The sequence below is a fragment of the Thioalkalivibrio sulfidiphilus HL-EbGr7 genome (genome assembly GCF_000021985.1).
In the GTDB taxonomy this organism is placed as follows: domain Bacteria; phylum Pseudomonadota; class Gammaproteobacteria; order Ectothiorhodospirales; family Ectothiorhodospiraceae; genus Thioalkalivibrio_A; species Thioalkalivibrio_A sulfidiphilus.
This window is the reverse complement of sequence record NC_011901.1, coordinates 322725-346870: the sequence shown is the minus strand read 5'-3', so window position 1 is coordinate 346870 and position 24146 is coordinate 322725. Positions and strand designations below refer to the sequence as shown.

Sequence of the window (24146 nt, the reverse complement as noted above, 5' to 3'; positions counted from 1 at the left end):
GACGCATACCTTCTCCCGGATTCTTAATGAGCACAAACGATATTAATTCACAATAGCATGAGAAGAATTCATGATAGAAGTACGGCACCTTCGCATGCTCCAGACCCTGCACGAAGCGGGCAGCCTCACCGGTGCCGCCCGCCGCATGCACCTGACCCAGTCCGCCGTGTCCCACCAGATCAAGGAACTGGAGAGCCGGCTGGAGGTGACCCTGGTGGCACGCGGACAGCGTCCCCTGCGCTTCACCCGGGCCGGGCTCAGGCTGCTGGGACTGGCCGGAGAAGTCCTGCCCGCACTGGATGAAGCCCTCGCGGACCTGCGCAGGCTGACCCAGGGCGACGGGGGGCGACTGCACATCGCCAGCGAATGCCACAGCTGCCTGGACTGGCTGCTGCCCAAGCTGCGCGGGTGGCGCAGCCGCTACCCGGGCATCGACGTGGACGTGGCCCTCTCGGCGAGCCTCGATCCCCTGCCCGGACTGCTGGACGGACGCCTGGACCTGGTCCTGACGCCGGACCGCCGGGAGCTGCCGGGCATCGCCTGGACACCACTGTTCAGCTTTGCCGTGGTGCTGATATCGGCGCCGGATCATCCGCTGGCGGGCAAACCACATGTGCGGGCCACGGACCTGGCGAACGAGACCCTGCTCACGTATCCGGTGGCGCGGGAACGACTGGATGTGTTCACCCGTTTCCTCTGGCCGGCGGGGGTTGAGCCCGCCCGGGTGCGCACCGCGGAGACCACCGCCATGCTGGTGGAGCTGGCGGCCCTCGGGCAAGGCGTGACGGCGTTGCCCCTGTGGGCGGTGAAGCACGTGGTGGAGGCGGGTGACGTGGCCATGGTTCCTCTGGACCCGAAGGGCATGGAAGCCACGTTGCTTGCGGCCACACCAGAAGAAAACATGGCGCTGCCCCACGTGGTGGAGTTCATCAAGCAACTCGGGGAGGACACTCAGGGATAAGCAGGCGCAGGCTTAGGCGAGGGAAGCAAAGCCAACAGGCTGTCAATCAGCCCGCCAACCTACGGCGCCTGCCTCCGCGCTCCATCACCACGAACAACGCCGGGATCACCACCAGGGTGAGCACCGTGGCAGCGAGGATGCCGCCAATGATCACCGTGGCAATCGGTGAGAATCGCTCGGCACCCACGGCCATCTCCAACGCGAGCGGGAACATGCCGGCGACCGTCGACAGCGCGGTCATCATGATGGGACGCATGCGGGTGTCCACGGCCTCGGTGACGGCGGCATGGATCTCCAGGCCCTCGGCCATGCGGCGGCGGGTGAGGTCGAGCAGGATGATGCTGTTGTTCACCACGATGCCGATGAGCAGGATGATGCCAAGCAGCGCGGGCATGGAGATGTACTTGCCCGCCACCAGCAGCGCGGCCGTGACGCCGATAAACTGCAGCGGGATGGCGCTCATCACCGTGAGCGGATGCGCGAAACTGCCGAACTGCACCACCAGCAGCAGGTAGACCGCCAGTGCGGCCAGCACCAGGGCGCGGAGCATGTGGGCGCGGGCCTCGTCGAAGTCGGCCTGCTCGCCCACCAGGAACACCCGGTAGCCGTCGTGGGCCTCGAAGGTGGCGAGGCGCGCCTCCACGTCGGCCACCACCTCGGAGAGCGGCCGGCCCAGGTGATAGCCGAGCACGTCCAGCGTGCGCTGGCCGTCCTCCCGGGTGAGCACCCGCGGGCCGAGATCGTGTTCGAGTGTGGCCACTTCGCGCAGGGGGACCGGGCCCGCGGGCGTGACGAGGGTGACGTTCTCCAGGTCCTCCAGGTGCAGGCGGTGAGGCTCGGCATAACGCACCACCACGTCCAGGTCCCTGAGCGGTGGCTGGCGGAAGCGGGTGGCCACGGCGCCGTCCATGGCCCGGTGCACGGCCCGGGCTACCTGGGCGCCGGTCAGGCCCAGTTCGGCGACACGCTCGTGATCCAGGCGCACGCGCAGTTCCGGGGTGTCCAGGGCCCAGTCCTTGTAAAGGTCGGTCATGCCGGGAACGCCGCGCAGGTGATCCAGCAGGGCCTGGGCGGTGCGATCGAGCATGGTCGGAGACTCGCCCGAGACGCGCACAACGATGGGGGCCGAGGTGCTGGCGCGCGCCGTGCCACCCATCTCTCGCGGCACGCCCAGCATCACGCCGGGGGTTTGCTCCAGGACCTGGCGCACCTGGTCCATGATCTGCCACTGGTCGGCCTCGCGCTCGGTGCGCGGGACCAGGTTGACGGTGATCTCGGCCTGGTTGACCGACATGGCGCCGCGATCCCCCATCGCGCGCGCACCGGCCTCGTGGCCCGCGCGGGTGCTCACCGTGAGCGTATGCTCGCGACCCACCAGCACGTCCTCAGCGCGGGCGACGGCACGCACGGTCTCCTCCAGCGTTGCGCCCGGCACCAGATCCACCACCACCCGGAAGCTGCCCGAGTCGAAGCGCGGCATCATCTCGCTGCCCACCATGCGCAGCATGCCGAGGCTTGCCGCGAGCAGAAGCACCGACGTCACCAGGATCGTCACCGGCCGGCGCAGGGCGAGCCCCAGGCCGGCCAGGTAGTTGACGCGCACTGCGCCGCCCGCGCGGCCAAGCCACACCACGAGCCGGTTGGGCGCCTGCGGGCGGCCGGGCCTGAGCCACCACACGCCGAGCAGCGGCACCAGGGTCACGGCCATGACGAACGACGAGGCGAGCGCGAAGGCAAGCGTCATGGCGAGCGGCCGGAACAGTTCGCCGATGAAACTGCCCATGAACATCAGCGGCACCAGCACGCCCAGGGTCGTGAGCGAACCGCCGAGCTTGGCGGAGAGGATCTCGCCGACGCCGTTGACCACGGCGCTGCGCGCGCTGGTGTCGGGCAGTTCGAGATGCCGGTGGATGTTCTCCAGCACCACGATGCCGTCGTCCACCAGCAGGCCGATGGCGAGGATGAGCGCTGACATGGTGACCATGTTGAGGTCGAGCCCCGCCGCCTGCATGAGAGCGAAGGTGGCGAGAAAGGCGGCGGGGATGGACAGGGCGATGATCGCTGCCTGGCGAAGATCCGCGAGAAAGACCAGCACCACGGCCATGGTGAGCGCCACGGCCACGAGCACGGTGCGGGTCATGTCGGTGATGACCCGTTCGGTGAACACGGAGTCATCATCGGCGACGACGATCTCCAGCGCCGGATGCTCGGCCCGCAGCGCCTCCAGCACCTCGCGCACCCGCGCGGCCACCTCCACCGTGTTGGCGTCGTCCCGGCGCAGCACCTGCACAGCGATGGCAGGAAGGCCGTCGAAGCGATAGGCGTTGCGGATCTCGCCCGGCGCGAGGCTGACCGTAGCCACGTCGCCCAGGCGCACCTGCCCGGCGGCATCGGAGCGCAGCACGATGCGCTCGGCGGTCTCGGCCGAATCAATGGGGGCGTCGAAACGGATCACGCTCTCCAGCGCCCCGTGACGCACACGCCCGCCGGGGGCGACCAGGTTCCAGGCATCGAGCGCGGCCACCACCTGCTCCAGGTCCACACCCAGGGACTCGGCACGGTCCGGCTCCAGGGCCACGTGCAGTTCGCGCCTGTGGGCGCCGATGATATCCACCGCCGCCACGCCGGGCACCCGCTCCAGGCGCTCGCGCACGGCGTTGTCCGCCACCTCGCGCACGTCCGCGAGATCTAGCGTGTCGCTTCGCAGGGCGACGGTGACGATGGGCTTGTCGGCGGTGGAGAATTCCAGCACCCGCGGCTCGCCGATGGTCCCGGGCAGGTCCCGGCGCACGCGCCCCACGGCGTTCTGCACATCCACGGCCGCCAGCGTCGCCAGCATGCCGTAGTCGAACTCCACCCGCACCACCGAAAGCCCCGCCTGGCTGGTGCCGGAGATGCGCGTGACACCGTCTAGGCTCGCGAACTCCTCCTCCAGCAGGCGGGTGAGGTCCGCGTCCACGTCCGTCGCCGCCATGCCCGGATACTCGGTGATCACCGTGACCGTGGGCGGGTCCGTGTCCGGGAAGAGCTGCACGGGCAACTGGAAACGGGCCTGCACGCCCAGCACCAGGGCGCCGACCAGCAGCGCGATCACCGTGTGGCGCTGGTGCAGGACCCACTCGGGCCAGTTCATCGGTGGGGATGCTCGCCGGCCTGCACGGGCAGGCCGTCGCCAAGGCGCGGGTCGGCGGTGACGATGACCTGCTCACCCGCCTCGAGCCCGGCGGTGATCAGGTACTCGCCGGCGCGGGCCACGGCCACCTGCACGAGGCGCTCCCGCGCGCGGCCGTCCTCCAGCACATACACCCGGCGCTCCGGCCCCTCACCGAGCACCGCCTGGGCCGGGAGGCGCACGGCCCCCTCGATGTGATCCAGCGCGATATGGGCCTGCACGGCCATGCCGGGGCGCACCCCATCCGCGTCTTCGGGAAAGAACGCGGCAAAAGTCGCGTTGCGGCTGCCGGCGTCCAGGGCCGGGTAGACGCGGTCCACCCGGGCGGGCCAGATCCGGCTCAGGGCCGGGACCTCCAGGCGCACGGTCATCCCCGGGCGCAGACGGCGGGCATCCACCTGCGGCACCTGCACCACCGCCTTGAGGCTGCTGAGTGCCACCAGTTCCACCAGGGGCTGACCCGCGGCGGCCAGTTCGCCCTCGCTGGCGTGGACGCGCTGCACCTGCGCGTCGAACGGGGCGCGTTCCTCCGCGTAGGTCAGGCGCCTTTGCACCAGGCCCAGCGCCGCCGCGTTCTCGCGGATCTGGGCCTCCAGGGTGCTTACCCGCTGGCGGGCGTCGTCGAGGCTTCGCTCCGGTGTCAGGTTGCGCCGGAAGAGATCCTCCTGGCGGGCGGCTTCACGCCGGGCGGTGGCCCGTTCGCCTTCCAGGCGGTCGGCCACGGCCTCGAGACGGGCCGCGTCGCGCCTGATTTCCTCGTCATCCAGACGGGCAAGCACGTCCCCCCGGCGCACGAGGGCGCCTTCACGATGGGGGATCTGAAGTATCTGGGCCGTGAGCCGGGCCGAGATGCGCGCCCGCCCCTCGGACTCCACGCTACCGCGATAGACCCGCTCCACAACCGCCGTCTCCTCCGAGACGACAAGCGTCTCCACGGCCGGCGGCGGCACGGCACGCGCGGGTTCCGGGTCGAATCGGGCCGAGAGGCGCTCGGCGCCTGCCAACCCGATCCATACGGCCAGCAGCACGAGCACGACCGTGACGATCAGGCGCTGGGGCCAGGACAGGCGGGGTATCTCGGGGGCGGACATCGCTGCAGGACCTCAGGGGTTCGGTGCGCGGGTTAACTGGTCGCGGAAGGCCGAGTGGCAGGTCACGCACCCCTGCATTACTTTGGCGTGATAGCGCAGCACGCCGTCCATGTCCCCCACCCGGGCCGCGTCCGCCATCTCACCGGCACCGCCATGCACGGAACGGTCGATGGACTGGAACAACTCCATACGGGGACCCACGGCGTCCATGAGCCGCTGGCGCTCCGCGGGGGACGGCCGGGGATGATGGGCGATGGCGGACGCGTAACGCTCGATGGCCTCGAAGTCCTCGGCGAAGATGGCGGTGTTGAGGTGGTTCATGTCCTCGGCGAGCCCCTGCATGATCACCTTGAAGGTCGGCCCCTCCTGGGCAGCGGCGCCGGCGATCCACGAGACGGCGACAAGGGCGAGCGCGGCACGGCGTACGGTGTTCGACAGACTCATCGGTGTGTCTCCTTTATTGATGGATATTTGGTACATGTTTCAGTGCGCAACGGGGCGAACGGGAACGACGGCCTGAATGCCTCAGGGTGTCCAGCGCGCCTCGAGCGCCGGCTCCAACAGCCGCCACAGGGTGTCGCCCTGGGCCTCCAGGGGGAACTCGAAGTCGCTGATGGACCAGCGCATCACCAGTCCCTGCACCAGGGCGGTGATGAGCCGGGCCGTCTCTTCCGTATCCAGGTCGGGGCGGAACTTGCCTTCGTCCACGCCCTCATCCAGCAGTGACCTGACCCGCCCCGTGTAGGTCTCCATGATCCGCCGCACGACGGCCTTGAGTTCCGGGTCCTCCATGTGCAGGCGTTCCGAAAACAGCAGGCGCGGCAGCCCCCTGCGCTGGCTGATGAACTGCAACTGCCGCGAGAGGAGCTGGCGCAGGCGCTCGTCGGCCGGACCGGATCCGGCGAAGATGGGCGTCAGCACGGTGAGCACCCCCTTGCCGATCCACTCCAGGGCGGCCCGGAGGATGGCGTCGCGGGTCTTGAAGTGGCGGAAGACCGTGGGCTGGGCGATGCCCACCCGGTCCGCGATAGCCTGGGCGGTCACCTGCCCCACGCCCCGCTCGGCAGCAAGATCCAGCACCGCCTGGACGATCTCTTCCCGCCGTTCCTCGCCGGATTTGCGCATGCATCTCCACTAATGTAAGTGATTACTTGCTTGCTTGTATCATAGATGCCGAAGCTTCCTCTTTACAAGGCCTCGTCGGTGAAAAAGGAAATGGACAGGACTAACAGGACTCCTCGGGACTGACAGGATTCAATGAATGCTTATCGCGGCACCCCGCCTGATCATTCAATCCTGCAAATCCGCCCATAAGTCCTGCTAATCCTGCCCATTAATTTCCCGTTTCCGCGCCTCGCCGATCCCCCGCGGATCCGAGGCGGCGCTCACATCACCGGAGCGCCGATCCCACACGATGGCCTGCATGTTGCCGAAGCGCCGCGCCTGGGGGGCGAGGCTGTGGCCTCGGGACTGGAGACCTTGCAGGGTTGCGGCGTCGAAGGCATCCACCTCGAACTGGATCTCGTCCGGCAGGTACTGGTGATGGAAACGGGGCAGCGACACGATGGCCTGAGCCTCTCCGCCTTCCATGAACTCCATCGCGCCCAGCAGCACCATGGTGATGATGCGGCTTCCGCCGGGGGTGCCCAGGATGGCGAGGCGCGCGTCGTTTTCCACGAAGGCCGGCGTCATGCTGGAGAGCATGCGCTTGTTCGGCGCGATGGCGTTGGCCTCGGCGCCCACCAGGCCGTAGACGTTGGGTACGCCGGGCTTGGCGGAGAAGTCGTCCATTTCGTCGTTGAGCAGCACGCCGGTGCCGGGCGGCATGAAGCCGGAGCCGAAGGGGTAGTTGATAGTGATGGTGGCCGCCACCCGGTTGCCCTCGGCATCCAGCACGGAGAAGTGGCTGGTCTGCTCGCTCTCCGGCGCCGGCTCCAGCACCACGGGCAGCAGCTCGCTGGGGGTGGCGCGCTCCGGGTGGATGGTGGCGCGCAGGCCGGCCGCGTAGTCGGGGCTCAGCAGACGGGCCAGGGGCATGTCCACGAAGTCGGGATCGCCCAGGTACTCGGCCCGGTCCCGGTAGGCACGGCGCATGGCCTCCACCATCAGGTGGGTGCGGGTGACGCGGTCCAGCGCGGTCAGGTCGTAGTGGGACAGCTGGTTGAGGATGCTGATCAGGGCCACGCCGCCGGAGGACGGCGGAGAGGCGGCGGTGATGCGGTAGCCCCGGTACTCGCCGCGCACCGGTTCGCGCTCCACCACGCGGTAGTTCGCCAGGTCCTCCAGGGTCCAGATGCCGCCGGCCTCGCGCACGCCCTGCACCAGGCGCTCGGCCAGTTCACCACCATAGAATCCCTCGAAGCCTTCCCGGCCCAGACGCTCCAGGGTATCGGCCAGGTCCGGCTGGCGGATGATCGTGCCTTCCGCGGGCACGCGCCCGTTGTACAGCAGCACCCGGGCCGCCTCGGGATGGGCGTTCAGGGCCGGCAGGCGGAAGTTGGCCATGCGCCGGTACACGGCGTCCACGGGGAAGCCGTCCCGGGCCAGGCGCACGGCGGGGGCCAGGGAATCCGCGAGCGGCAGGGCGCCGTAGCGCTCGGCCAGGTGCACCAGGGCCGCGGGCGTGCCGGGGATACCGGCGGACAGGGGGCCGTCCACGGAGAGGTTCGGGATCACATCACCCTGCGCATCCAGGTACATGTCCCGGTGGGCGGCGCCGGGGGCGGTCTCCCGGCCGTCCAGCATGGTCTGGAAACCGTCTTTGGCGCGGTGCAGCAGGAAGAACCCGCCGCCGCCGATGCCGGAGCCGTAGGGTTCCACCACACCCAGGGCGGCGGTCACCGCGATGGCGGCGTCGAAGGCGTTGCCGCCCCGTTCCAGCACCTCGTGGCCCGCCGCCGTGGCCAGCGGGTGGGCCGAGGCGATAGCGTGGACGCCGGGGCGCTCGGTGGCCGACGCGACACCCGCGAACAGCAGCAGGATGAGTGCGAGCAGGATCGTGGGTCGGCCTTCAGGCCGACGGCGCAGTGTCCGACCCGCAGCGTGTTGTTGGCCTGAAGGCCGACCTGCGGTGAGCGCGACGCTGCGCGCCAGACGTGACAAGGGGCCCATGGGGCCCCTTGCATGTATCGATTCCGTCACCCTGAACATCAGGCCTTCAGGGCCATCAGCTGTTCGTACTTGGCCATCAGTGCCTCCTTGCTCTCCACCATGTCCGGATCCTTGGGGATGCAGTCCACGGGGCAGACCTCCACGCACTGGGGGGTGTCGTAGTGGCCCACGCACTCGGTGCACAGGGCCGGGTCGATGACGTAGATCTCGTCACCGGGAGAAATGGCGCCGTTGGGGCACTCGGGCTCGCACACATCGCAGTTGATGCATTCGTCGGTGATCATCAGGGCCATGGGGATTTCCTCTTGCAATTCCGTCACATGCCAGCGTCTCGGCGCAGGCGCAAAGGGGCGTATTTTATCCCATGCGCGCCTTGAGCGCAGCCACGACCGGTCCTGAGACGAAGTGTGAGACATCGCCGCCCAGCGCGGCAATTTCCCGCACCAGGCTTGAGGAGACATAGGCGAACTCCTCGGCGGGGGTGAGGAACAGGGTCTCCAGCTCCGGGGCCAGGTGGCGGTTCATGCCGGCCAGCTGGAACTCGTGCTCGAAGTCGGAGACCGCGCGCAGGCCGCGCAGGATCACCTGGGCCTGCTGCTCGCGCATGAACTTCGCCAGCAGGCCGCTGAAGCCCGTCACCTCCACGTTGCCCAGGCCGGACAGGGCATCCCGGGCCAGCCCCACCCGCTCGTCCAGGTTGAAGAAGGGCTGCTTGGCGGGGCTGGCCGCCACCGCCACCACCACCCGGTCGAACAGGCGGGTCGCCCGGCGCACGATGTCCGTGTGTCCGTTGGTGATGGGATCGAAGGTCCCGGGATAGACGGCGATGACTTGCATGACAGGACTCCCCGTGTATTGCCTCAGGCCGGCCGCGGCCTGGCGAGGGCGGCGGCCCGCCCGCGAGCCTCGTTGATGGGCAGAATGGCCACCAGGGCCAGGGCAAAGAGTAGCAGACACAGCAGGATCGCCGCCTGCAGACCCACCCAGGCCTGCAGCACGCCGATGCCCAGCAGTCCGACGATGGCCGCCAGCTTGCTGGACAGCCCCCAGAAACCGAAGAACTCCGCCGCCTTGAGCCGGGGCGCGAACTGGCCCACCAGGGCGCGTCCGGCGGACTGCACGGAGCCCAGGCACAGGCCCGCCACCGAACCGACCACCAGGAACACCTGCTGGGGCTCGACGCTGCTGCCGGTCACGGCCGTGAGCCAGTGGGCGATCTGCGGTGTGCCGAAGATCAGCAGCACCGCCAGCAGCCAGAGCGTGAGGCTGATCCCGTAGGTGAGCTTGGCGCCGATGTGGTCCTGCAGATAGCCGAAGCCCAGGGCGCCGGCGGCAGCGGTGAGCTGCACCACCACGAACATGATCACCCGGGTCTGCTCGTCCCAACCCACCACCTGGGCGCCGTAGATGAAGGTGAAGGAGATGATGATGTAGATGCCCGCCATGGCGAAGAACACCGACACCAGCAGCCAGGCCAGATCCCGGTGACTGCCCACGGTGGCCAGGGTGGCCTGTACCCGGCGCAGCCCCAGCCAGAGATAACTTGCACCCCGCGCCAGGCGCCGACGGCGACCCCGTTCCTGGAGCCAGAGGAAGGTGGGGATGGCGGTCACCAGGAAGAAGCCTGCGGCGAAGGGCCCCACCCAGCGCACGTTGTCGAAGTTCTCCAGGCTGACCTCGCCCAGGAACAGCAGCGCGAAGGCGGTGGACACCAGACCGCCCACGTAGCCCAGGGCCCAGCCGAAGCCGGAGATCCAGCCCAGGCTCTCCGGCGGGCCCAGGTCGGGCAGAAAACTGGCGATGAAGGATTCGCCGATGGCGTAGGCGAAGTTGGACAGGATGATGAGCAGCATGCCCAGCCAGATGTAGCCCGGGGCGACGAAATACAGCAGCGCCGTGGTGACCACAGTCATCAGGTAGCTGGCGAACAGGAAGCGCTTGCGGGCGGCGGAGAAGTCCATGATGGCGCCGCACACCGGGCCGGCGATCACCACCGCGAGATAACTGATCGCCAGCGCCACGCTCCACAACAGATTGCCCAGCCGGTAGCCCTGATCCGCGTCGCCCACGATCACCCGGGTGAACAGATCGCCGAACACCACGGTGATGATGAGCAGGGTGTAGGCCTGATTGGCGAAGTCGAACATCGCCCAGCCGAAGATCTCTTTCCGCGACGCGCGCTGCATGCAGGGGTTCCGATCGGGAGCCGGTGGAGAAGACGAACCGGGCTAGCGTAACACGCGGATCAAGCCTGACAGAGGCCACAAAATCGGGAGCCGCCCGGCGTCAGCGATTGACGCCCGTACAAACACCCGCACAGAATGTATCCGGTTTAGCCACCCATGGATCCCCGGAGGTCGTGCGTCATGATCAAGAACAACTACATTCGACGTGTACTCGTCCTGCTCTGCATCTTCGCCCTGCTGGGCGGCACCCTGAGCCCCGCGTTTGCCAGCATGATCGGCACCGGCGAACTGCTCGCCACCGAACAGTCCCTGGCCGATCGTGAGCGCCTCATGGCCACCCTGTCCCGCGACGACGTGCGCGAGCAGCTCGCCACCATGGGTGTGGATCCCGCCCAGGCCGCCGAGCGTGTGGCGCGCATGACCGACGCGGAAGTGGTCGCCCTCAACGAGCGCCTCGACGAACTGCCGGTGGGCAGCGCCAGCGTGCTGGGCGTGGTGCTGCTGCTGTTCATCGTGTTCGTGATCACCGACGTGATCGGCGCCACGGACATCTTCCCGTTCATCCGTCCGGCGCGCTGAGGCGCGGCCGGATAAGGAGTCACGATCATGATGAAATCCGGACTTCGCACCCTCGTCACCCTGGCCGCCACGCTGCTGCTGTTCGCCATCGTGACCTCCCCGCTGCACGCCTCCATGGTGGGCACCGGGGAACTGCTGGCCAGCGAACAGGCCCATGTGGACCGCGCCACCCTGATGCAGACCCTCTCCCGGGAAGACATCCGCGAACAGATGGAGCGCATGGGCGTCTCCCCCGAAGCGGCCCAGGAGCGGGTCTCGCGCATGACCGACGCGGAAGTGGCCGAGCTCAACCAGCGCCTGGCCGAACTGCCCGCCGGCGCCGGCGTGGTGGAGACGGTGCTCATCATCTTCCTGATCCTGGTGCTGCTGGATGCCCTGGGCGTGACGGACATCTTCTCGTTCATCCGCCCCGTCCGCTGATGCCCCGCAGTGCCCGCGACGCCCGCCAGGTGGCGGGCGTCTTCTTTTCCCTGCTGCTGGTCGCCCTGCTGGGCGCCGGCTGCGCCACCGCCCCCCAGAGCAAGCAGCTCGCCCGGGGCGCACCGCCCGACCTGCCCGAGCAGGTGGAACTCACGCACGTGCCCTTCTTCCCCCAGGAGGACTACCAGTGCGGCCCGGCGGCGCTGGCCACCGTGCTGGTGGACCTCGGTGTCGACACCCATCCCGACGCCCTGGTCTCCGAGGTCTACATCCCCGAGCGCCAGGGCAGCCTGCAGACGGAGATGCTCGCCGCCGCCCGCGCCCGCGGGCTGGTGGCCTATCCGCTGAATCCCCGCCTGGAAGACGTGCTGCGGGAGGTGGCCGCCGGCCATCCGGTGCTGGTATTCCAGAACCTCGGCGTGAACTTTGCACCCTACTGGCACTACGCGGTGGTGATCGGCTACGACCTGCCCGCCCGGGAGATCGTGCTGCGCTCCGGCACCATCGAGCGCCACGTGAACAGCTTCAGCCGCTTCGAGCGCACCTGGCGCCGGGGCGAGCGCTGGGCCTTCATCACCCTGCCTCCCGACCAAGTGCCCGCCACGGGCGAGGCCCTGCCCTGGCTGCGCGCCGCCAACAACCTGGAGCAGATCGGCCGCACCGAGGCGGCCGCCGTGGCCTATGAGACCGCCACCCGGCAGTGGCCGGAGCAGCCCATCAGCTGGATCGCCCTGGGCAACCTGCGCTATGCACAGGGCGAGCTTGCGGCCTCCGAGTCCGCCTTCCGCGCCCTCATCGAACATCAGCCCGAGGCCCACGCCGGCTGGAACAACCTGGCCCACGTGCTCAAGGCCCAGGGTTGCGGAGAGCAGGCCCGCCAGGCCGCCCGCTGCGCCGTGGCGCTCGCGCCCGACAACGCCCAGTACCGGCAGACCCTGGTCACCATGGATGGCGCGGAAGTGACGCGCACCTGCGCACCCCTGCACTGCCCGCTGCCCACCCAGGCCCTCGCCCCATGAGCGAGCCGGTCCTGCAATCCACCCTCACCTGTCCCCACTGCGGTCATGCCACGACCGAGACCATGCCCACGGACGCCTGCCAGTGGCACTACGAGTGCGCGCAGTGCCATGCCCTGCTGCGCCCGAAACCGGGCGACTGCTGCGTGTTCTGCTCCTACGGCGATGTGCCCTGCCCGCCGACCCAGCAGCAGTCCGGAGGAGGCGCTTTTACATAACCCGTCAAGGCGATTCGGTGTCTTTCCTTGTAGGTCGGGCTTCAGCCCGACAGCGCGGTCTCCCGAAGCTACGGCTGTCGGGCTGAAGCCCGACCTACAACGGATCCCCTTGAATCATTTCCCTGTGACCTCTGTGCCCTCTGTGGCAAACCCGCCTTTCGCCTGAACCCTCAGCCCATTCCGTGACCTGATCACAGAAACCCGCCCGCGCCTTGCGCACACTGTGCCCCGTTCAACCCACCATCCCTTCACAGGAGGCCCCCATGTCCCTGCGTCACACCCTGATCCCCCTGGCCACCGCCACCGCCCTGCTGGGCGCCGGCCCCGCGATGGCCGACCGCACCCCGCTGGACCCCGCCATCGCAGTGCTCGGTGGCGTGCTGTTCCCGGACGTGCCCCGGGCCGATGATGACTTCGTCTACGGCGTCGAGCTGTCCGGCAACTGCCAGTTCATCCAGCCCGCCCGCGGCCACCTGCGCCACCACCTGAGCGTGACCCGCTACAAGGACAATCCGCTCACCATGACCAGCGCGGAGCTCAACACCCATTACATGATGACCATGAGCCCGGAACTGTCCCTGGGCATCGGCCCGGGCATCGGCTACGCCCGCACCGAGATCGGCAGCGACGAGAACGGCCTGTGGGCCTTCCAGGTGGGCGGCAGCATGCACTACCGCATGCCCAGCAACCTGTTCATCGGCGTCGAGGCCCGCTACCAGTTCACCGAGAGCGCCCGCTTCGAAGGCGTGAGCCGGGACGCGGACAACATGCGCGTGATGGCCAAGTTCGGCACCCATTTCTGATCGCCACCCGGTGCCGCCCGGGACAGGGATCCCGGGCGGTACCGCCTTGACCTGGCTGCAAGCGGTGCGAGACTGATCCCGCTCAAGTCCGACCCGCGTCGCCCTTGCGAAGCGCGGGAGGATTCCTGACCATGTCCTTGACACCTCACGGAGCCACGTCATGGACAGCCCCAGCGACACCCCCCCCGAGAACCCGGCCTGGCACACCCGCACGGCGGACGAAGCCAGGGCCTTCTGGCGCACCGGCCGTGACGGCCTCGCCGATGACGAGGCGGGGCAACGGCTGACCCACTACGGCCCCAATGCCCTGCCCGCCCCGCCCCGGGCCAATGCCCTGGTGCGCTTCCTGCGCCACTTCCACAACATCCTGATCTATATCCTGCTGTTCGCCGCCCTGGGCACGGCCCTGCTGGGACACTGGGTGGATACCGGCGTGATCCTCGCCGTGGTGCTCATCAATACCCTCATCGGTTTCATCCAGGAGGGCAAGGCGGAAAAGGCCCTGGACGCCATCCGCAACATGCTCTCCCCGAAGGCGACGGTGATCCGCAACGGCCACCGGCGGGAGATCGCCGCGGACCAGGTGGTGCCGGGTGACCTGGTGCTGCTGCAAGGCGGGGACCAGGTGCCCGCGGACCTGCGCCTGGTGGAGGCCCGCAACCTGCGCATCGAGGAGGCGGTGCTCACCGGCGAGTCCGTGCCGGTGGAAAAATCCCTCGACCCCGTGACAGAGGACGCGCCCCTGGGCGACCGCAGCTGCATGGCCTTCTCCGGCACCATGGTGGCCTTCGGCCGGGGCGTGGGCCTGGTGGTGGGCACCGGCAAGCACACGGAGATCGGCCGCATCTCCACCCTGCTGGGCGAGGTACACAGCCTGGAGACGCCGCTGGTGCGCCAGGTGGAGCAGTTCGGCCACTGGCTGGCGGTGGTGATCGTGCTCATCTCCGCCGCCACCTTCGCCTTCGGCTACTGGGTGCGCGACTACCCGCTCAACGAGATGTTCCTGGCGGCGGTGAGCCTCGCGGTCTCCACCATCCCCGAGGGCCTGCCCGCCATCATGACCATCGCCCTGGCCATCGGCGTGCAGAAGATGGCCCGGCGCAACGCCATCATCCGCCGCCTGCCGGCGGTGGAGACCCTGGGCTCGGTGACCACCATCTGCTCCGACAAGACCGGCACCCTGACCCGCAACGAAATGACCCTGGAGACCCTGGTCACCGCACGCCACGCCTACCAGGTGAGCGGCGTGGGCTATGCGCCCCATGGCGGTTTCTCCCTGGACGGCCATGAGGTGGACCCGGACGATGACCCGGTGCTCAGCGATGCGCTGCTCGCCGGCATGCTGTGCAACGACGCGGCGCTGCATGAACGCGACGGACAATGGCAGATGGAGGGCGACCCCACCGAGGGCGCCCTGCTCACCGCTGCCCTCAAGGCGGGCCTGGACATGCGCCTGCAGCAGGAGCGCCTGCCACGCACCGACGTGATCCCCTTCGAGTCGGATCACAAGTACATGGCCACCCTGCACCACGACCACGAGGGCCACGGGCGCATCCTGCTCAAGGGCGCGCCCGAGCGGGTCCTGGAGTTGTGCGATCTGCAGCGCACCGCCGAGGGCGATCTGCCCCTGGACCGGGACACTTGGCACCGCCACATGGAGGCCATCGCCGGCAAGGGCCAGCGTCTGCTGGGCGTGGCCGTGCGCGAGGCGCACGCCGGGCAGCAGACCCTCGCCTACCAGGACGTGGAGGCCGGCGGATTCACCCTGCTGGCCCTGTGCGGGATCATCGATCCGCCCCGGGAGGAGGCCATCGCGGCGGTCAAGGAATGCCAGGAGGCGGGCATCCGGGTGAAGATGATCACCGGCGATCACCTGGTGACCGCCCGGGCCATCGGCGAACAACTGGGCATGGGCAACGGCTGCCGGGCCATCGCCGGCCATGAGCTGGAGACCCTGAACGACGCGGCCCTGCAACGGGCCGTGCAGGAGTCGGACGTGTTCGCCCGCACCACCCCGGAACACAAGCTGCGCCTGGTGCAGGCCCTGCAGGCCCAGGGCCACGTCACCGCCATGACCGGCGACGGGGTCAACGACGCCCCGGCGCTCAAGCGCGCCGACGTGGGCGTGGCCATGGGGCGCAAGGGCACCGAGGCGGCCAAGCAGGCCGCCGAGATGGTGCTGGCGGACGACAACTTCGCCTCCATCGCCCACGCCGTGGAGGAAGGCCGCACCGTCTACGACAACATCCGCAAGTCCATCCTGCACATGCTGCCCACCAACGCCGGGCAGTCGCTCACCATCATGATGGCCATCCTCATGGGCCTGGCCCTGCCGCTCACGCCGGTGCAGGTGCTGTGGGTGAACATGGTCACCTCGGTAACGCTCGCCATGGCGCTGGCCTTCCAGCCCGCCGAGCCCGGGGTCATGAAACGCCCGCCGCGCCGGCCCGACGCGCCCCTGCTGTCCGGCTTCCTGTTGTGGCGCATCCCCTTCGTGGCCATCCTGCTGTGGGCCGGCACCTTCGGCCATTTCGTGTACATGGAGGAGGTGCTGGGGGTCTCCGATGAACTGGCCCGCACCGTGGCTATCAACACCCTGGTGGCCGGCCAGGCCTTCTACCTGCTCAACCTGCGCCTGATCTATCAGCCGGTGCTCCTGGGCGGCGAACTGTTCCGCTCCGGCGCCATGTGGATCGCCATCGGCGTGCTGGTGCTGCTGCAGCTGGCCTTCACCTATGCCCCGGTGATGCAGGCCCTGTTCGGCACCGTCAACCTCAGCCTGCAGGACTGGGGACGCATCCTGCTGTTCGGCGCCGCCGTGTTCATCATCGTCGAGCTGGAAAAGACCGTGATCCGGAGATTCTTCCTGTGAATGATCCCTCGCGTCAGGACACCCCCTGGCATCAGCTGGAGACCTCGGAAACCCTGCAGCGTCTGGAGGTCTCCGAGGGCGGGCTTGCGGGCGAGCAGGTGCGCGAGCGCCTGGAACGCTTCGGCTACAACCGCCTGCCGCCGCCGGAGCGTACCGGGCCGCTCAAGCGCTTCCTGCTGCAGTTCCACAACGTGCTGATCTACGTGCTCATCGCCGCCGCCCTGGGCACCGCCTTCCTGCAGCACTGGGTGGATACCGGCGTCATCCTCGGCGTGGTGCTGATCAACGCCATCATCGGCTTCATCCAGGAGGGTAAAGCGGAAGAGGCGCTGGACGCCATCCGCAACATGCTCTCGCCCAAGGCCCTGGTGCTGCGCGATGGCCAGCGCCGCACCTTGCCCGCCGAGGAACTGGTGCCCGGTGACATAGTGTTCCTGCAGGCGGGCGACAAGGTGCCCGCGGATCTGCGCCTGCTGCGCGCCCACAACATGCGCATCGACGAGGCGGTGCTCACCGGTGAATCGGTGGCGGTGGACAAGCAGACCGGTCCCGTGGACGCACAGGCGGACCTGGGCGACCAGGCCAGCATGGCCTTCTCCGGAACACTGGTGGCCTTCGGCCAGGGCAAGGGCGTGGTGGTGGGCACGGGCGCGAGTACCCAGATCGGCCGCATCTCCACCCTGCTCGGCGAGGTGGAGACGCTGACCACGCCGCTGCTGCGCGACATCGCCGTGTTCGGCCGTTGGCTTTCGGTCGCCATCGTGGCATTGGCGGGCTTCACCTTCGCCTTCGGTTACTGGTTCCGGGACTACGACATCCTGGAGACCTTCCTGGCCGCCGTGAGCCTGGCGGTGGCGGCCATCCCCGAGGGCCTGCCCGCCATCATGACCATCACGCTCGCCATCGGCGTGCAGCGCATGGCGGCACGCAACGCCATCATCCGTCGTCTGCCGGCCGTGGAGACCCTGGGCTCCGTGACCACCATCTGCTCCGACAAGACCGGCACGCTCACCCGCAACGAGATGACCGTCAAATCCATCGTCACCGCCGAGGAGATCTTCGAGGTGGGCGGGGTCGGCTACGAGCCCCATGGCGGCTTCTCACTCGACGGTCAGGACATCGACCCCCAAGACCATGTCGTCCTCGCCGAGGGCCTGCGCGGCATCCTGCTGTGCAACGACGCGGAACTGCACCAGCGCGACGGCCAGTGGGTCCTGGAGGGGGACCCCACCGAGGGCTCGCTGGTCACCGCCGCGCTCAAGGCGGGACTCGACCACAGGGAGACCAACGAACTCTACCCCCGGGATGACGTGATTCCCTTCGAGTCCTCCTACAAGTTCATGGCCACCCTGCATCACCATCACGAGGGCAGGCAGAGCTTCATCTTCCTCAAGGGTGCGCCGGAGCGGGTACTGGCGGTGTGCGCGAAGGAGCGCACCGCGGACGGCGACCGGGAGATCGACGCCGATCGCTGGCAACGGCAGATGGACGAGATCGCAGCAAAGGGCCAGCGCCTGCTGGCGCTCGCGGTCAAGACCGTGGACGCGGACAAGCGCAGCCTGGCGTTCCCCGACATCGAGGACGGGGGACTTACCATGCTGGCCCTGTGCGGCATCATCGACCCGCCCCGGGACGAGGCCATTGAAGCGGTGAAGGAATGCCAGGAGGCGGGCATCCGGGTGAAGATGATTACCGGTGACCATGCCGTCACCGCCGAGGCCATTGCCCGGGAACTGGGCATCCACACCGAGGGCGGGGTGATGACCGGTCACGAGCTAGAAAAGATCAGCGACGAGGAGATGCAGCAGGTGGTGCAGAAGGTGGACGTGTTCGCCCGCGCCACCCCCGAGCACAAGCTGCGCCTGGTGCGTGCCATCCAAACCCATGGCCACGTGGTGGCCATGACCGGCGACGGGGTGAACGACGCCCCGGCGCTGAAACGCGCCGACGTGGGCGTGGCCATGGGCATCAAGGGTACCGAGGCCGCCAAGGAGGCCGCCGAGATGGTGCTGGCCGACGACAACTTCGCCTCCATCGCCCATGCCGTGGAGGAAGGCCGCACCGTCTACGACAACCTGCGCAAGGCCATCCTGTTCCTGCTGCCCACCAACGGCGGCCAGGCCTTCACCATCGTCGCCGCCATCCTGCTGGGCCTGACCCTGCCGCTCACGCCGGTGCAGGTGTTGTGGGTGAACATGGTCACCGCCGTGACCCTGGCCCTGGCGCTCGCCTTCGAGCCCACCGAGCCCGGCGTCATGAAACGAGCACCCCGTCCGCCCAACACCCCGATCCTGTCCGGCTTTCTCATCTGGCGGGTGGTGTTCGTCTCGGCCCTGCTGGTGGCCGGCACCTTCGGCCACTTCCTGTGGATGCAACAACACGGCATGGCCGTGGAACTGGCGCGCACCGCCGCCATCAACACCCTGGTCATGGGCCAGCTCTTCTATCTCTTCAACAGCCGCTACATCCTGGAGCCGGTGTTCAACCGGGAGGGCCTCCTGGGCAGCCGCGCGGTGCTCATCGCCATCGGCGTGCTGATCGTGCTGCAGGGCCTGTTCACCTACGCGCCGCCGCTTCAGTTCCTGTTCGGCACCACCGCCCTGGGACTCGAGGACTGGGGCCGCATCCTGGCCTTCGGTGTCATCCTGTTCGTGCTCGTGGAACTGGAGAAGGCCTTCCTCAAGTGGCGCCAGGTGGGTTGAGCATAAGGAGTTAAGGTCAAGAGCTTTCAACGCAAAGACGCAAAGACGCAAAGGAACGCAAAGAATCTTTTGATCTTTAAGCCGAAAAGCTTTGCGCCCCTTTGCGTCTTTGCGTCTTTGCGTCTTTGCGTTAAGGCTTTTATCAGTCGAGCCCAGCACCAGCTCAGCCGGGCATGCGTCCTTCGGTGATCATGCCATCCAGAGGACTGCGATCCGATGGGGCCTCCCGCGCGCGCAGGTCCTCGGGCAGCACATCGGCATCGGCCCGCCTTCCGACGGCGATCACACACAGGGCCTTGTACTGGTCGCGATCCAGCCCGGTGGCCTCATAGGCCATGTCTTCATCGAAGCCGCCCATGGCATGACAATGCAGACCCAGACGATGGGCCTGCAGGTTCAGGGCCATCCAGGCGGCGCCGGCGTCGAAATCCGCCCAGCGGTTGGGCTTGTCGTTTTTGCGAAAGCGCGGGCGACTGAAGGCGATGATCAGTACCGGCGCCCTGCTCGCCCATGACCTGTTCTTGTCGGTGAGCACGGACTGAAAGCGCGCGAGATCTTCATCCGCGACGGCATAGACGAAATGCCAGGGCTGCTCGTTGAAGCAGGATGGACTCCACCGGGCCGCCTCGAACAGGGTCATCAGGTCCTCGTGGCTCAGCTTGTCCGGCAGGAAGGCCCTCGGAGACCAGCGGTCAATGAAGGTCCTATCGAGTTTGGCGCAGGTGGTGTTTCGCATGAGTCATGTCTCCTGTCGGGCGTGCATCGGCCGACGGCCGATGCACGCGTGGATTTAGGGCAGATCAAACACCAGTGCCTCGCTGTCCTCCAGGGCGACGAACGCCACCCTCTCGGTCTCACCGATGCGCGCGCCATCGCCCGCCTCCAGCCGCTCCCCGTTCACGTTCAGCACCCCCGAGACCACGTGCACATAAATCGTACGTCCCCTGCCGAGGGCGTGACTGGCCGATCCGTCCGCATCCAAGCGCAAGTGATAGAGGAAGGCGTCCTGGTGGATCTGCAGTGAATCGTCGCGGCCGTCGGGGGAAATGACCAGCTGCAGGCCCTGTCGCGCCGGGAATCGCTTCTGCTGATAACCCGGCTCGATGCCGTAGACATTGGGCTGGATCCAGATCTGCAGGAACTCCAGCGACTCGGTGGACGACGGGTTGTACTCGCTGTGGGTCACCCCGGTGCCGGCACTCATGAGCTGGAACTCGCCTGCCGGCAGTTGCTCCACGTTGCCCATGCTGTCCCTGTGTGCGATGACACCCTTCTTCACGTAGCTGATGATCTCCATGTCCTCGTGGGAATGGGCAGGAAAACCCTGCCCAGCACTCACCCGGTCATCGTTGATCACCCTCAGGGCGGACACGCCCATGTGCCGCGGGTCGTAGTAGCGGGCGAAGGAGAAGGTATGGCGGCTCTGCAGCCAACCGTGGTCCGCCGCGCCGCGTTCTTCACTGCGTCTGACCTCAATCATGACTCGCCTCCGGTGTCTGAAATTTGACCTGAATTGAGCGTATAGGATGGAATCTGTTAGATAAACGGCCTATAAGTGAACAAATTGTTTCCTATAGATTGACAATATGGACCGGCTGACCGGCATGAGCACCTTTGTGGAAGTGGTGAACGCGGGCGGTTTCGCGGCCGCCGCCCAGAGGCTCGGCGTCTCCCGGGCCCAGGTGAGCAAGGCGGTGATGCGCCTTGAAGCGCACCTGGGGACCCGCCTGCTGAACCGCACCACCCGGCGCATCAGCCTCACGGAGACCGGCCGCGTCTACTACGAGCGATGCCGCGATATCCTGGAGGAGATCGACGAGATCGAGCGCATCGCGGGCGAGCAGAGTGACCGGCCGCGCGGCCGGCTCACCGTGAGTGCCCCGACCTCCTTCGGTATCCTGCACCTCCAGAAGCTCATCCCCGAGTACATCACGGCCTACCCCGAGGTGCAGGTCTCCCTGAGCCTGAGCGACCGCTTCGTGGACGTGGTGGCCGAGGGCTTCGACCTGGCGATCCGTATCGGTGAACTGGAGGACTCCAGCCTGATCGCCCGCAGGATCGCACCCTCCCGACGGGTGTTCTGCGCATCGCCCGAATACCTGGCACGACAGGGCACCCCCAAGGTGCCCCAGGACCTCGCCATCCATGCCTGCCTGATCTACGCCAACGACCTCAAGCCGGACACCTGGACGCTGCACGGCCCCCGCGGCACCGAGTCGGTCAAGGTCAATGGACCGGTGTGCGCAGACAATGGAGACATCCTCAGGGCATCGGCCCTGGCCGGCCTCGGGGTCACGCTCCTGCCCACCTTCATCGTCGGCCCGGACCTCGCCTCGGGACGCCTGCAGCAGGTGCTGCACGCCTACTGCCCGGCCGACATCTCCATCCATGCCGTGTACCCCTCCCGTCGTTACCTGTCGGCCAAGGTCAGGACATTCGTGGAGTTCCTGGTGGGGCGGTTCGGCAACGAAACCGACCGTGATCAGTTCATCAAGGCGTCGTGACCCGCCCGGCATGTATCATGGAACCATCCGCAGGACCTGACAGGGAACCCACATGAGCATCGAGACCGACATTGAAGATGACACGATCGAGCAGGCAAACCCCTGCACCGGCATCGATCTGATGATCGTCCCCAAGGAACACGACCTCGGCGGTTTCACCGTGCGCCGCGCCCTGCCGTCGGCCAAGCGCCGCATGGTGGGGCCGTGGATCTTCTTCGATCACATGGGGCCGGCGGTGTTCGAACCGGGCCAGGGGGTCGACGTGAGGCCCCACCCCCACATCAACCTGGCCACGGTGACCTACCTGTTCGAGGGCGAGATGCTGCACCGGGATTCACTGGGCAACGAGCTGACCATCACCCCCGGCGCGATCAACCTGATGGTGGCGGGCAAAGGCATCGTGCATTCCGAGCGCCAGCGGGAAGAGATCAAGGCCGCCAACAATGTCCTGGACGGCCTGCAGCTCTGGCTCGCCCTGCCGGAGGCCGACGAGGAGACCGACCCGGCCTTCCATCACTATGGTCGCGAGCAGATCCCCTCGGTGGACGTGGACGGGGTGCCCGTGCGCGTCCTGATCGGTGCCGCCTACGGCGTGCAGTCCCCGGTCAGGACCTTCGCGCAGACGCTCTACGTGGAGGCCGCCCTCAAGGCCGGCCAGAGCCTCACGCTGCCGGACGGCGCGGAGGAACGGGCGCTTTACGTGGTGAAGGGCAGGCTCGCGGCCCTGGACAGCCAGATCGACCAACACGGCATGGCCGTGCTTCACACGGGCCATACGGTGACGGTCCGGGCGGTGGAGGATACCCAATTGGCGCTGATCGGTGGTGAGGCGCTGGGCCCGCGCCACATCTGGTGGAACTTCGTCTCCAGCCGCAAGGAACGCATCGAGCAGGCCAAGGCGGACTGGAAGAACGGCGCGTTTCCCAAGGTGCCGGGGGACGAGGTGGAGTTCATTCCCCTGCCGGAGCGGTAGGTCTTGTCCACGAAAAAAATCCAACGCGAAGGCGCAAAGACGCGAAGGACGCAAAAGGGCTTTTTGATTAACTAACTTTGCGTCCTCTGCGTCTTTGCGCCTTCGCGTTGAAGGCTTTGTGTTTTCAACGCCGGTGATAAATACTGCCCGCCACAATCATGACCACACCCACCGATAAACCCGCACCTGTCGGCCTGTTAGAGGCCTTTCTGTACTGGCTCAAGCTGGGCTTCGTGAGCTTCGGCGGCCCCGCCGGGCAGATCAGCATGATGCACCAGGAGCTGGTGGAGCGCCGGCGCTGGATCTCCGAGCACCGCTTCCTGCATGCGCTCAACTACACCATGGTCCTGCCCGGCCCCGAGGCCCAGCAGCTGGCCACCTACATCGGCTGGCTCATGCACGGCAGCCTGGGTGGCATCATCGCCGGCACCCTGTTCGTGCTGCCCTCGCTGCTGATCCTGATCGTCCTCACCTGGATCTACCTGGCCTTCGGCGACGTGCCGATCGTTCAGGCGATCCTCTACGGCATCAAGCCGGCGGTCACCGCCATCGTGGTGCACGCCGCCTGGCGCATCGGCAGCCGGGCGCTGAAGAACGGCGCACTCTGGGCCATAGCGGCGGCGGCCTTCGTGGCCATCTTCGCGCTCAACGTGCCCTTCCCCTATATCGTGATCGGGGCAGCCGTCATCGGCTGGATCGGGGGGCGGCTCTCGCCTGCACGCTTTCAGCTCGGCGGCGGGCATGGTGGCAGCGGAAAGAACAGCTACGGCCCGGCGCTGATCGACGACGACACGCCGGTCGCGGACTGGATGCGCTTTCGCTGGTCCCGGGTGGTGCGCTTCGTCGCCATCGGCCTGCTGCTCTGGGCGGGGGTGCTGGGCCTGTTGTTCAGCCTGTATGGCTGGGACGGCACCCTCACGCGCATGGGCGTGTTCTTCACCCAGGCGGCCCTGGTCACCTTCGGCGGCGCCTACGCGGTGCTGCCCTACGTCTACCAGGGTGGCGTGGAGACTTACCAGTGGCTCACGGCGCCGCAGATGATCGACGGGCTGGCCCTCGGCGAGTCTACCCCGGGCCCCCTGATCATGATCGTGGCCTTCGTGGGCTTCGTGGGTGGCTGGACCCACGGCTTCCTGGGTCCCGATGCCCTGGTGATGGCCGGCATCCTCGGTGCGGTGGTGGCCACCTTCTTCACCTTCCTGCCCTCGTTCCTGTTCATCCTGGTGGGCGCGCCGGCCGTGGAGGCCAGCCGCCACGAGCTGCATTTCACCGCGCCACTCACCGGCATCACCGCCGCCGTCGTGGGCGTGATCCTCAACCTCGCCGTGTTCTTCGCTTACCACGTGCTCTGGCCCGAGGGCTTTGACGGCGACTTCGAATGGTTCTCGGCGCTGCTCGGTATCGCGGCCTTCATCGCATTGTTCCGCTTCAAGATGGGTATCATTCCCCTCATAGGCGCCTGCGCCGCCATCGGCGCCGGCTACCAGTTGCTGCTCTAAAGACAGCACACCCCGGCAGGAGCGCCGGCAGCGACAAAG

Annotated in this window: 21 protein-coding genes; 11 read left to right on the top strand and 10 right to left on the bottom strand. The window is 67.6% G+C overall.

What is annotated here, in order from left to right; translation table 11 throughout:
• The first annotated feature begins 70 nt into the window (after positions 1 to 70).
• Positions 71 to 961 (top strand): LysR family transcriptional regulator, encoded by an 891-nt coding sequence (locus tag TGR7_RS01505; RefSeq protein ID WP_012636893.1) that lies wholly within the window; start codon positions 71 to 73, stop codon positions 959 to 961.
• A gap of 46 nt (positions 962 to 1007) precedes the next feature.
• On the opposite strand, the gene TGR7_RS01500 is transcribed toward TGR7_RS01505, so the two are convergent.
• The 8 genes from TGR7_RS01500 to TGR7_RS01465 all read right to left on the bottom strand — a co-directional run bounded on the left by TGR7_RS01500 (position 1008) and on the right by TGR7_RS01465 (position 10521).
• Positions 1008 to 4094: an efflux RND transporter permease subunit gene (locus tag TGR7_RS01500; protein WP_012636892.1), complete on the bottom strand. Its 3087-nt coding sequence runs from the start codon at positions 4092 to 4094 to the stop codon at positions 1008 to 1010.
• Entirely contained in the window at positions 4091 to 5224 is a 1134-nt protein-coding gene (locus TGR7_RS01495) for an efflux RND transporter periplasmic adaptor subunit (protein WP_012636891.1), read from the bottom strand. Before TGR7_RS01495 ends, TGR7_RS01500 begins: the two co-directional genes overlap by 4 nt.
• Before the next feature lie 12 nt (positions 5225 to 5236).
• Positions 5237 to 5668, bottom strand: a complete 432-nt coding sequence (locus TGR7_RS01490) for a cytochrome c (RefSeq protein ID WP_012636890.1) — start codon at positions 5666 to 5668, stop codon at positions 5237 to 5239.
• Between the two features lie 81 nt (positions 5669 to 5749).
• Positions 5750 to 6349 carry a TetR/AcrR family transcriptional regulator gene (locus tag TGR7_RS01485; RefSeq protein ID WP_012636889.1) on the bottom strand — a complete coding sequence of 200 codons (600 nt, stop codon included), beginning with the start codon at positions 6347 to 6349 and terminating at the stop codon, positions 5750 to 5752.
• Positions 6350 to 6544: 195 nt separating this feature from the next.
• Positions 6545 to 8335 (bottom strand): gamma-glutamyltransferase, encoded by a 1791-nt coding sequence (ggt, locus tag TGR7_RS01480; protein WP_012636888.1) that lies wholly within the window; start codon positions 8333 to 8335, stop codon positions 6545 to 6547.
• A 38-nt stretch (positions 8336 to 8373) separates the two neighbouring features.
• Positions 8374 to 8628: a YfhL family 4Fe-4S dicluster ferredoxin gene (locus TGR7_RS01475; RefSeq protein ID WP_012636887.1), complete on the bottom strand. Its 255-nt coding sequence runs from the start codon at positions 8626 to 8628 to the stop codon at positions 8374 to 8376.
• Between the two features lie 64 nt (positions 8629 to 8692).
• Positions 8693 to 9172, bottom strand: a complete 480-nt coding sequence (gene coaD, locus TGR7_RS01470) for a pantetheine-phosphate adenylyltransferase (protein ID WP_012636886.1) — start codon at positions 9170 to 9172, stop codon at positions 8693 to 8695.
• 23 nt (positions 9173 to 9195) lie between these two features.
• Complete coding sequence (locus tag TGR7_RS01465; RefSeq protein WP_012636885.1) at positions 9196 to 10521, bottom strand: MFS transporter; 1326 nt, start codon at positions 10519 to 10521, stop codon at positions 9196 to 9198.
• A gap of 180 nt (positions 10522 to 10701) precedes the next feature.
• On the opposite strand from TGR7_RS01465, the gene TGR7_RS01460 reads away from it, so the two are divergent.
• From TGR7_RS01460 to TGR7_RS01435, 7 genes are all read left to right on the top strand, one after another.
• Positions 10702 to 11100 (top strand): DUF6627 family protein, encoded by a 399-nt coding sequence (locus TGR7_RS01460; protein ID WP_012636884.1) that lies wholly within the window; start codon positions 10702 to 10704, stop codon positions 11098 to 11100.
• Between the two features lie 27 nt (positions 11101 to 11127).
• Positions 11128 to 11520: a DUF6627 family protein gene (locus TGR7_RS01455; protein ID WP_012636883.1), complete on the top strand. Its 393-nt coding sequence runs from the start codon at positions 11128 to 11130 to the stop codon at positions 11518 to 11520.
• Positions 11520 to 12539 carry a PA2778 family cysteine peptidase gene (locus TGR7_RS01450; RefSeq protein WP_012636882.1) on the top strand — a complete coding sequence of 340 codons (1020 nt, stop codon included), beginning with the start codon at positions 11520 to 11522 and terminating at the stop codon, positions 12537 to 12539. The genes TGR7_RS01455 and TGR7_RS01450 overlap by 1 nt, the downstream gene beginning before the upstream one ends.
• Positions 12536 to 12754 carry a GDCCVxC domain-containing (seleno)protein gene (locus TGR7_RS16935; protein WP_012636881.1) on the top strand — a complete coding sequence of 73 codons (219 nt, stop codon included), beginning with the start codon at positions 12536 to 12538 and terminating at the stop codon, positions 12752 to 12754. The genes TGR7_RS01450 and TGR7_RS16935 overlap by 4 nt, the downstream gene beginning before the upstream one ends.
• A gap of 263 nt (positions 12755 to 13017) precedes the next feature.
• The gene (locus tag TGR7_RS01445; protein ID WP_012636880.1) at positions 13018 to 13557 is read left to right on the top strand and encodes a hypothetical protein; all 540 of its coding nucleotides are present in this window, start codon (positions 13018 to 13020) and stop codon (positions 13555 to 13557) included.
• Positions 13558 to 13717: 160 nt separating this feature from the next.
• Positions 13718 to 16429: a cation-transporting P-type ATPase gene (locus tag TGR7_RS01440; RefSeq protein WP_012636879.1), complete on the top strand. Its 2712-nt coding sequence runs from the start codon at positions 13718 to 13720 to the stop codon at positions 16427 to 16429.
• Positions 16426 to 19131 (top strand): cation-transporting P-type ATPase, encoded by a 2706-nt coding sequence (locus TGR7_RS01435; RefSeq protein ID WP_012636878.1) that lies wholly within the window; start codon positions 16426 to 16428, stop codon positions 19129 to 19131. Before TGR7_RS01440 ends, TGR7_RS01435 begins: the two co-directional genes overlap by 4 nt.
• A gap of 163 nt (positions 19132 to 19294) precedes the next feature.
• Here TGR7_RS01435 and TGR7_RS01430 read toward each other — a convergent pair whose 3' ends face one another.
• Positions 19295 to 19867 (bottom strand): nitroreductase family protein, encoded by a 573-nt coding sequence (locus TGR7_RS01430; RefSeq protein ID WP_012636877.1) that lies wholly within the window; start codon positions 19865 to 19867, stop codon positions 19295 to 19297.
• Positions 19868 to 19921: 54 nt separating this feature from the next.
• Positions 19922 to 20611, bottom strand: a complete 690-nt coding sequence (locus TGR7_RS01425; RefSeq protein ID WP_012636876.1) for a pirin family protein — start codon at positions 20609 to 20611, stop codon at positions 19922 to 19924.
• A gap of 106 nt (positions 20612 to 20717) precedes the next feature.
• Here TGR7_RS01425 and TGR7_RS01420 point away from each other — a divergent pair, with 106 nt between their 5' ends.
• The 3 genes from TGR7_RS01420 (at position 20718) to chrA (ending at position 24107) form a co-directional block, all read left to right on the top strand.
• The gene (locus tag TGR7_RS01420) at positions 20718 to 21635 is read left to right on the top strand and encodes a LysR family transcriptional regulator (RefSeq protein WP_012636875.1); all 918 of its coding nucleotides are present in this window, start codon (positions 20718 to 20720) and stop codon (positions 21633 to 21635) included.
• Positions 21636 to 21687: 52 nt separating this feature from the next.
• Positions 21688 to 22608 carry a pirin family protein gene (locus TGR7_RS01415; protein WP_012636874.1) on the top strand — a complete coding sequence of 307 codons (921 nt, stop codon included), beginning with the start codon at positions 21688 to 21690 and terminating at the stop codon, positions 22606 to 22608.
• Between the two features lie 158 nt (positions 22609 to 22766).
• Positions 22767 to 24107 carry a chromate efflux transporter gene (gene chrA, locus TGR7_RS01410; protein ID WP_012636873.1) on the top strand — a complete coding sequence of 447 codons (1341 nt, stop codon included), beginning with the start codon at positions 22767 to 22769 and terminating at the stop codon, positions 24105 to 24107.
• The last annotated feature ends 39 nt before the right edge of the window (positions 24108 to 24146 follow it).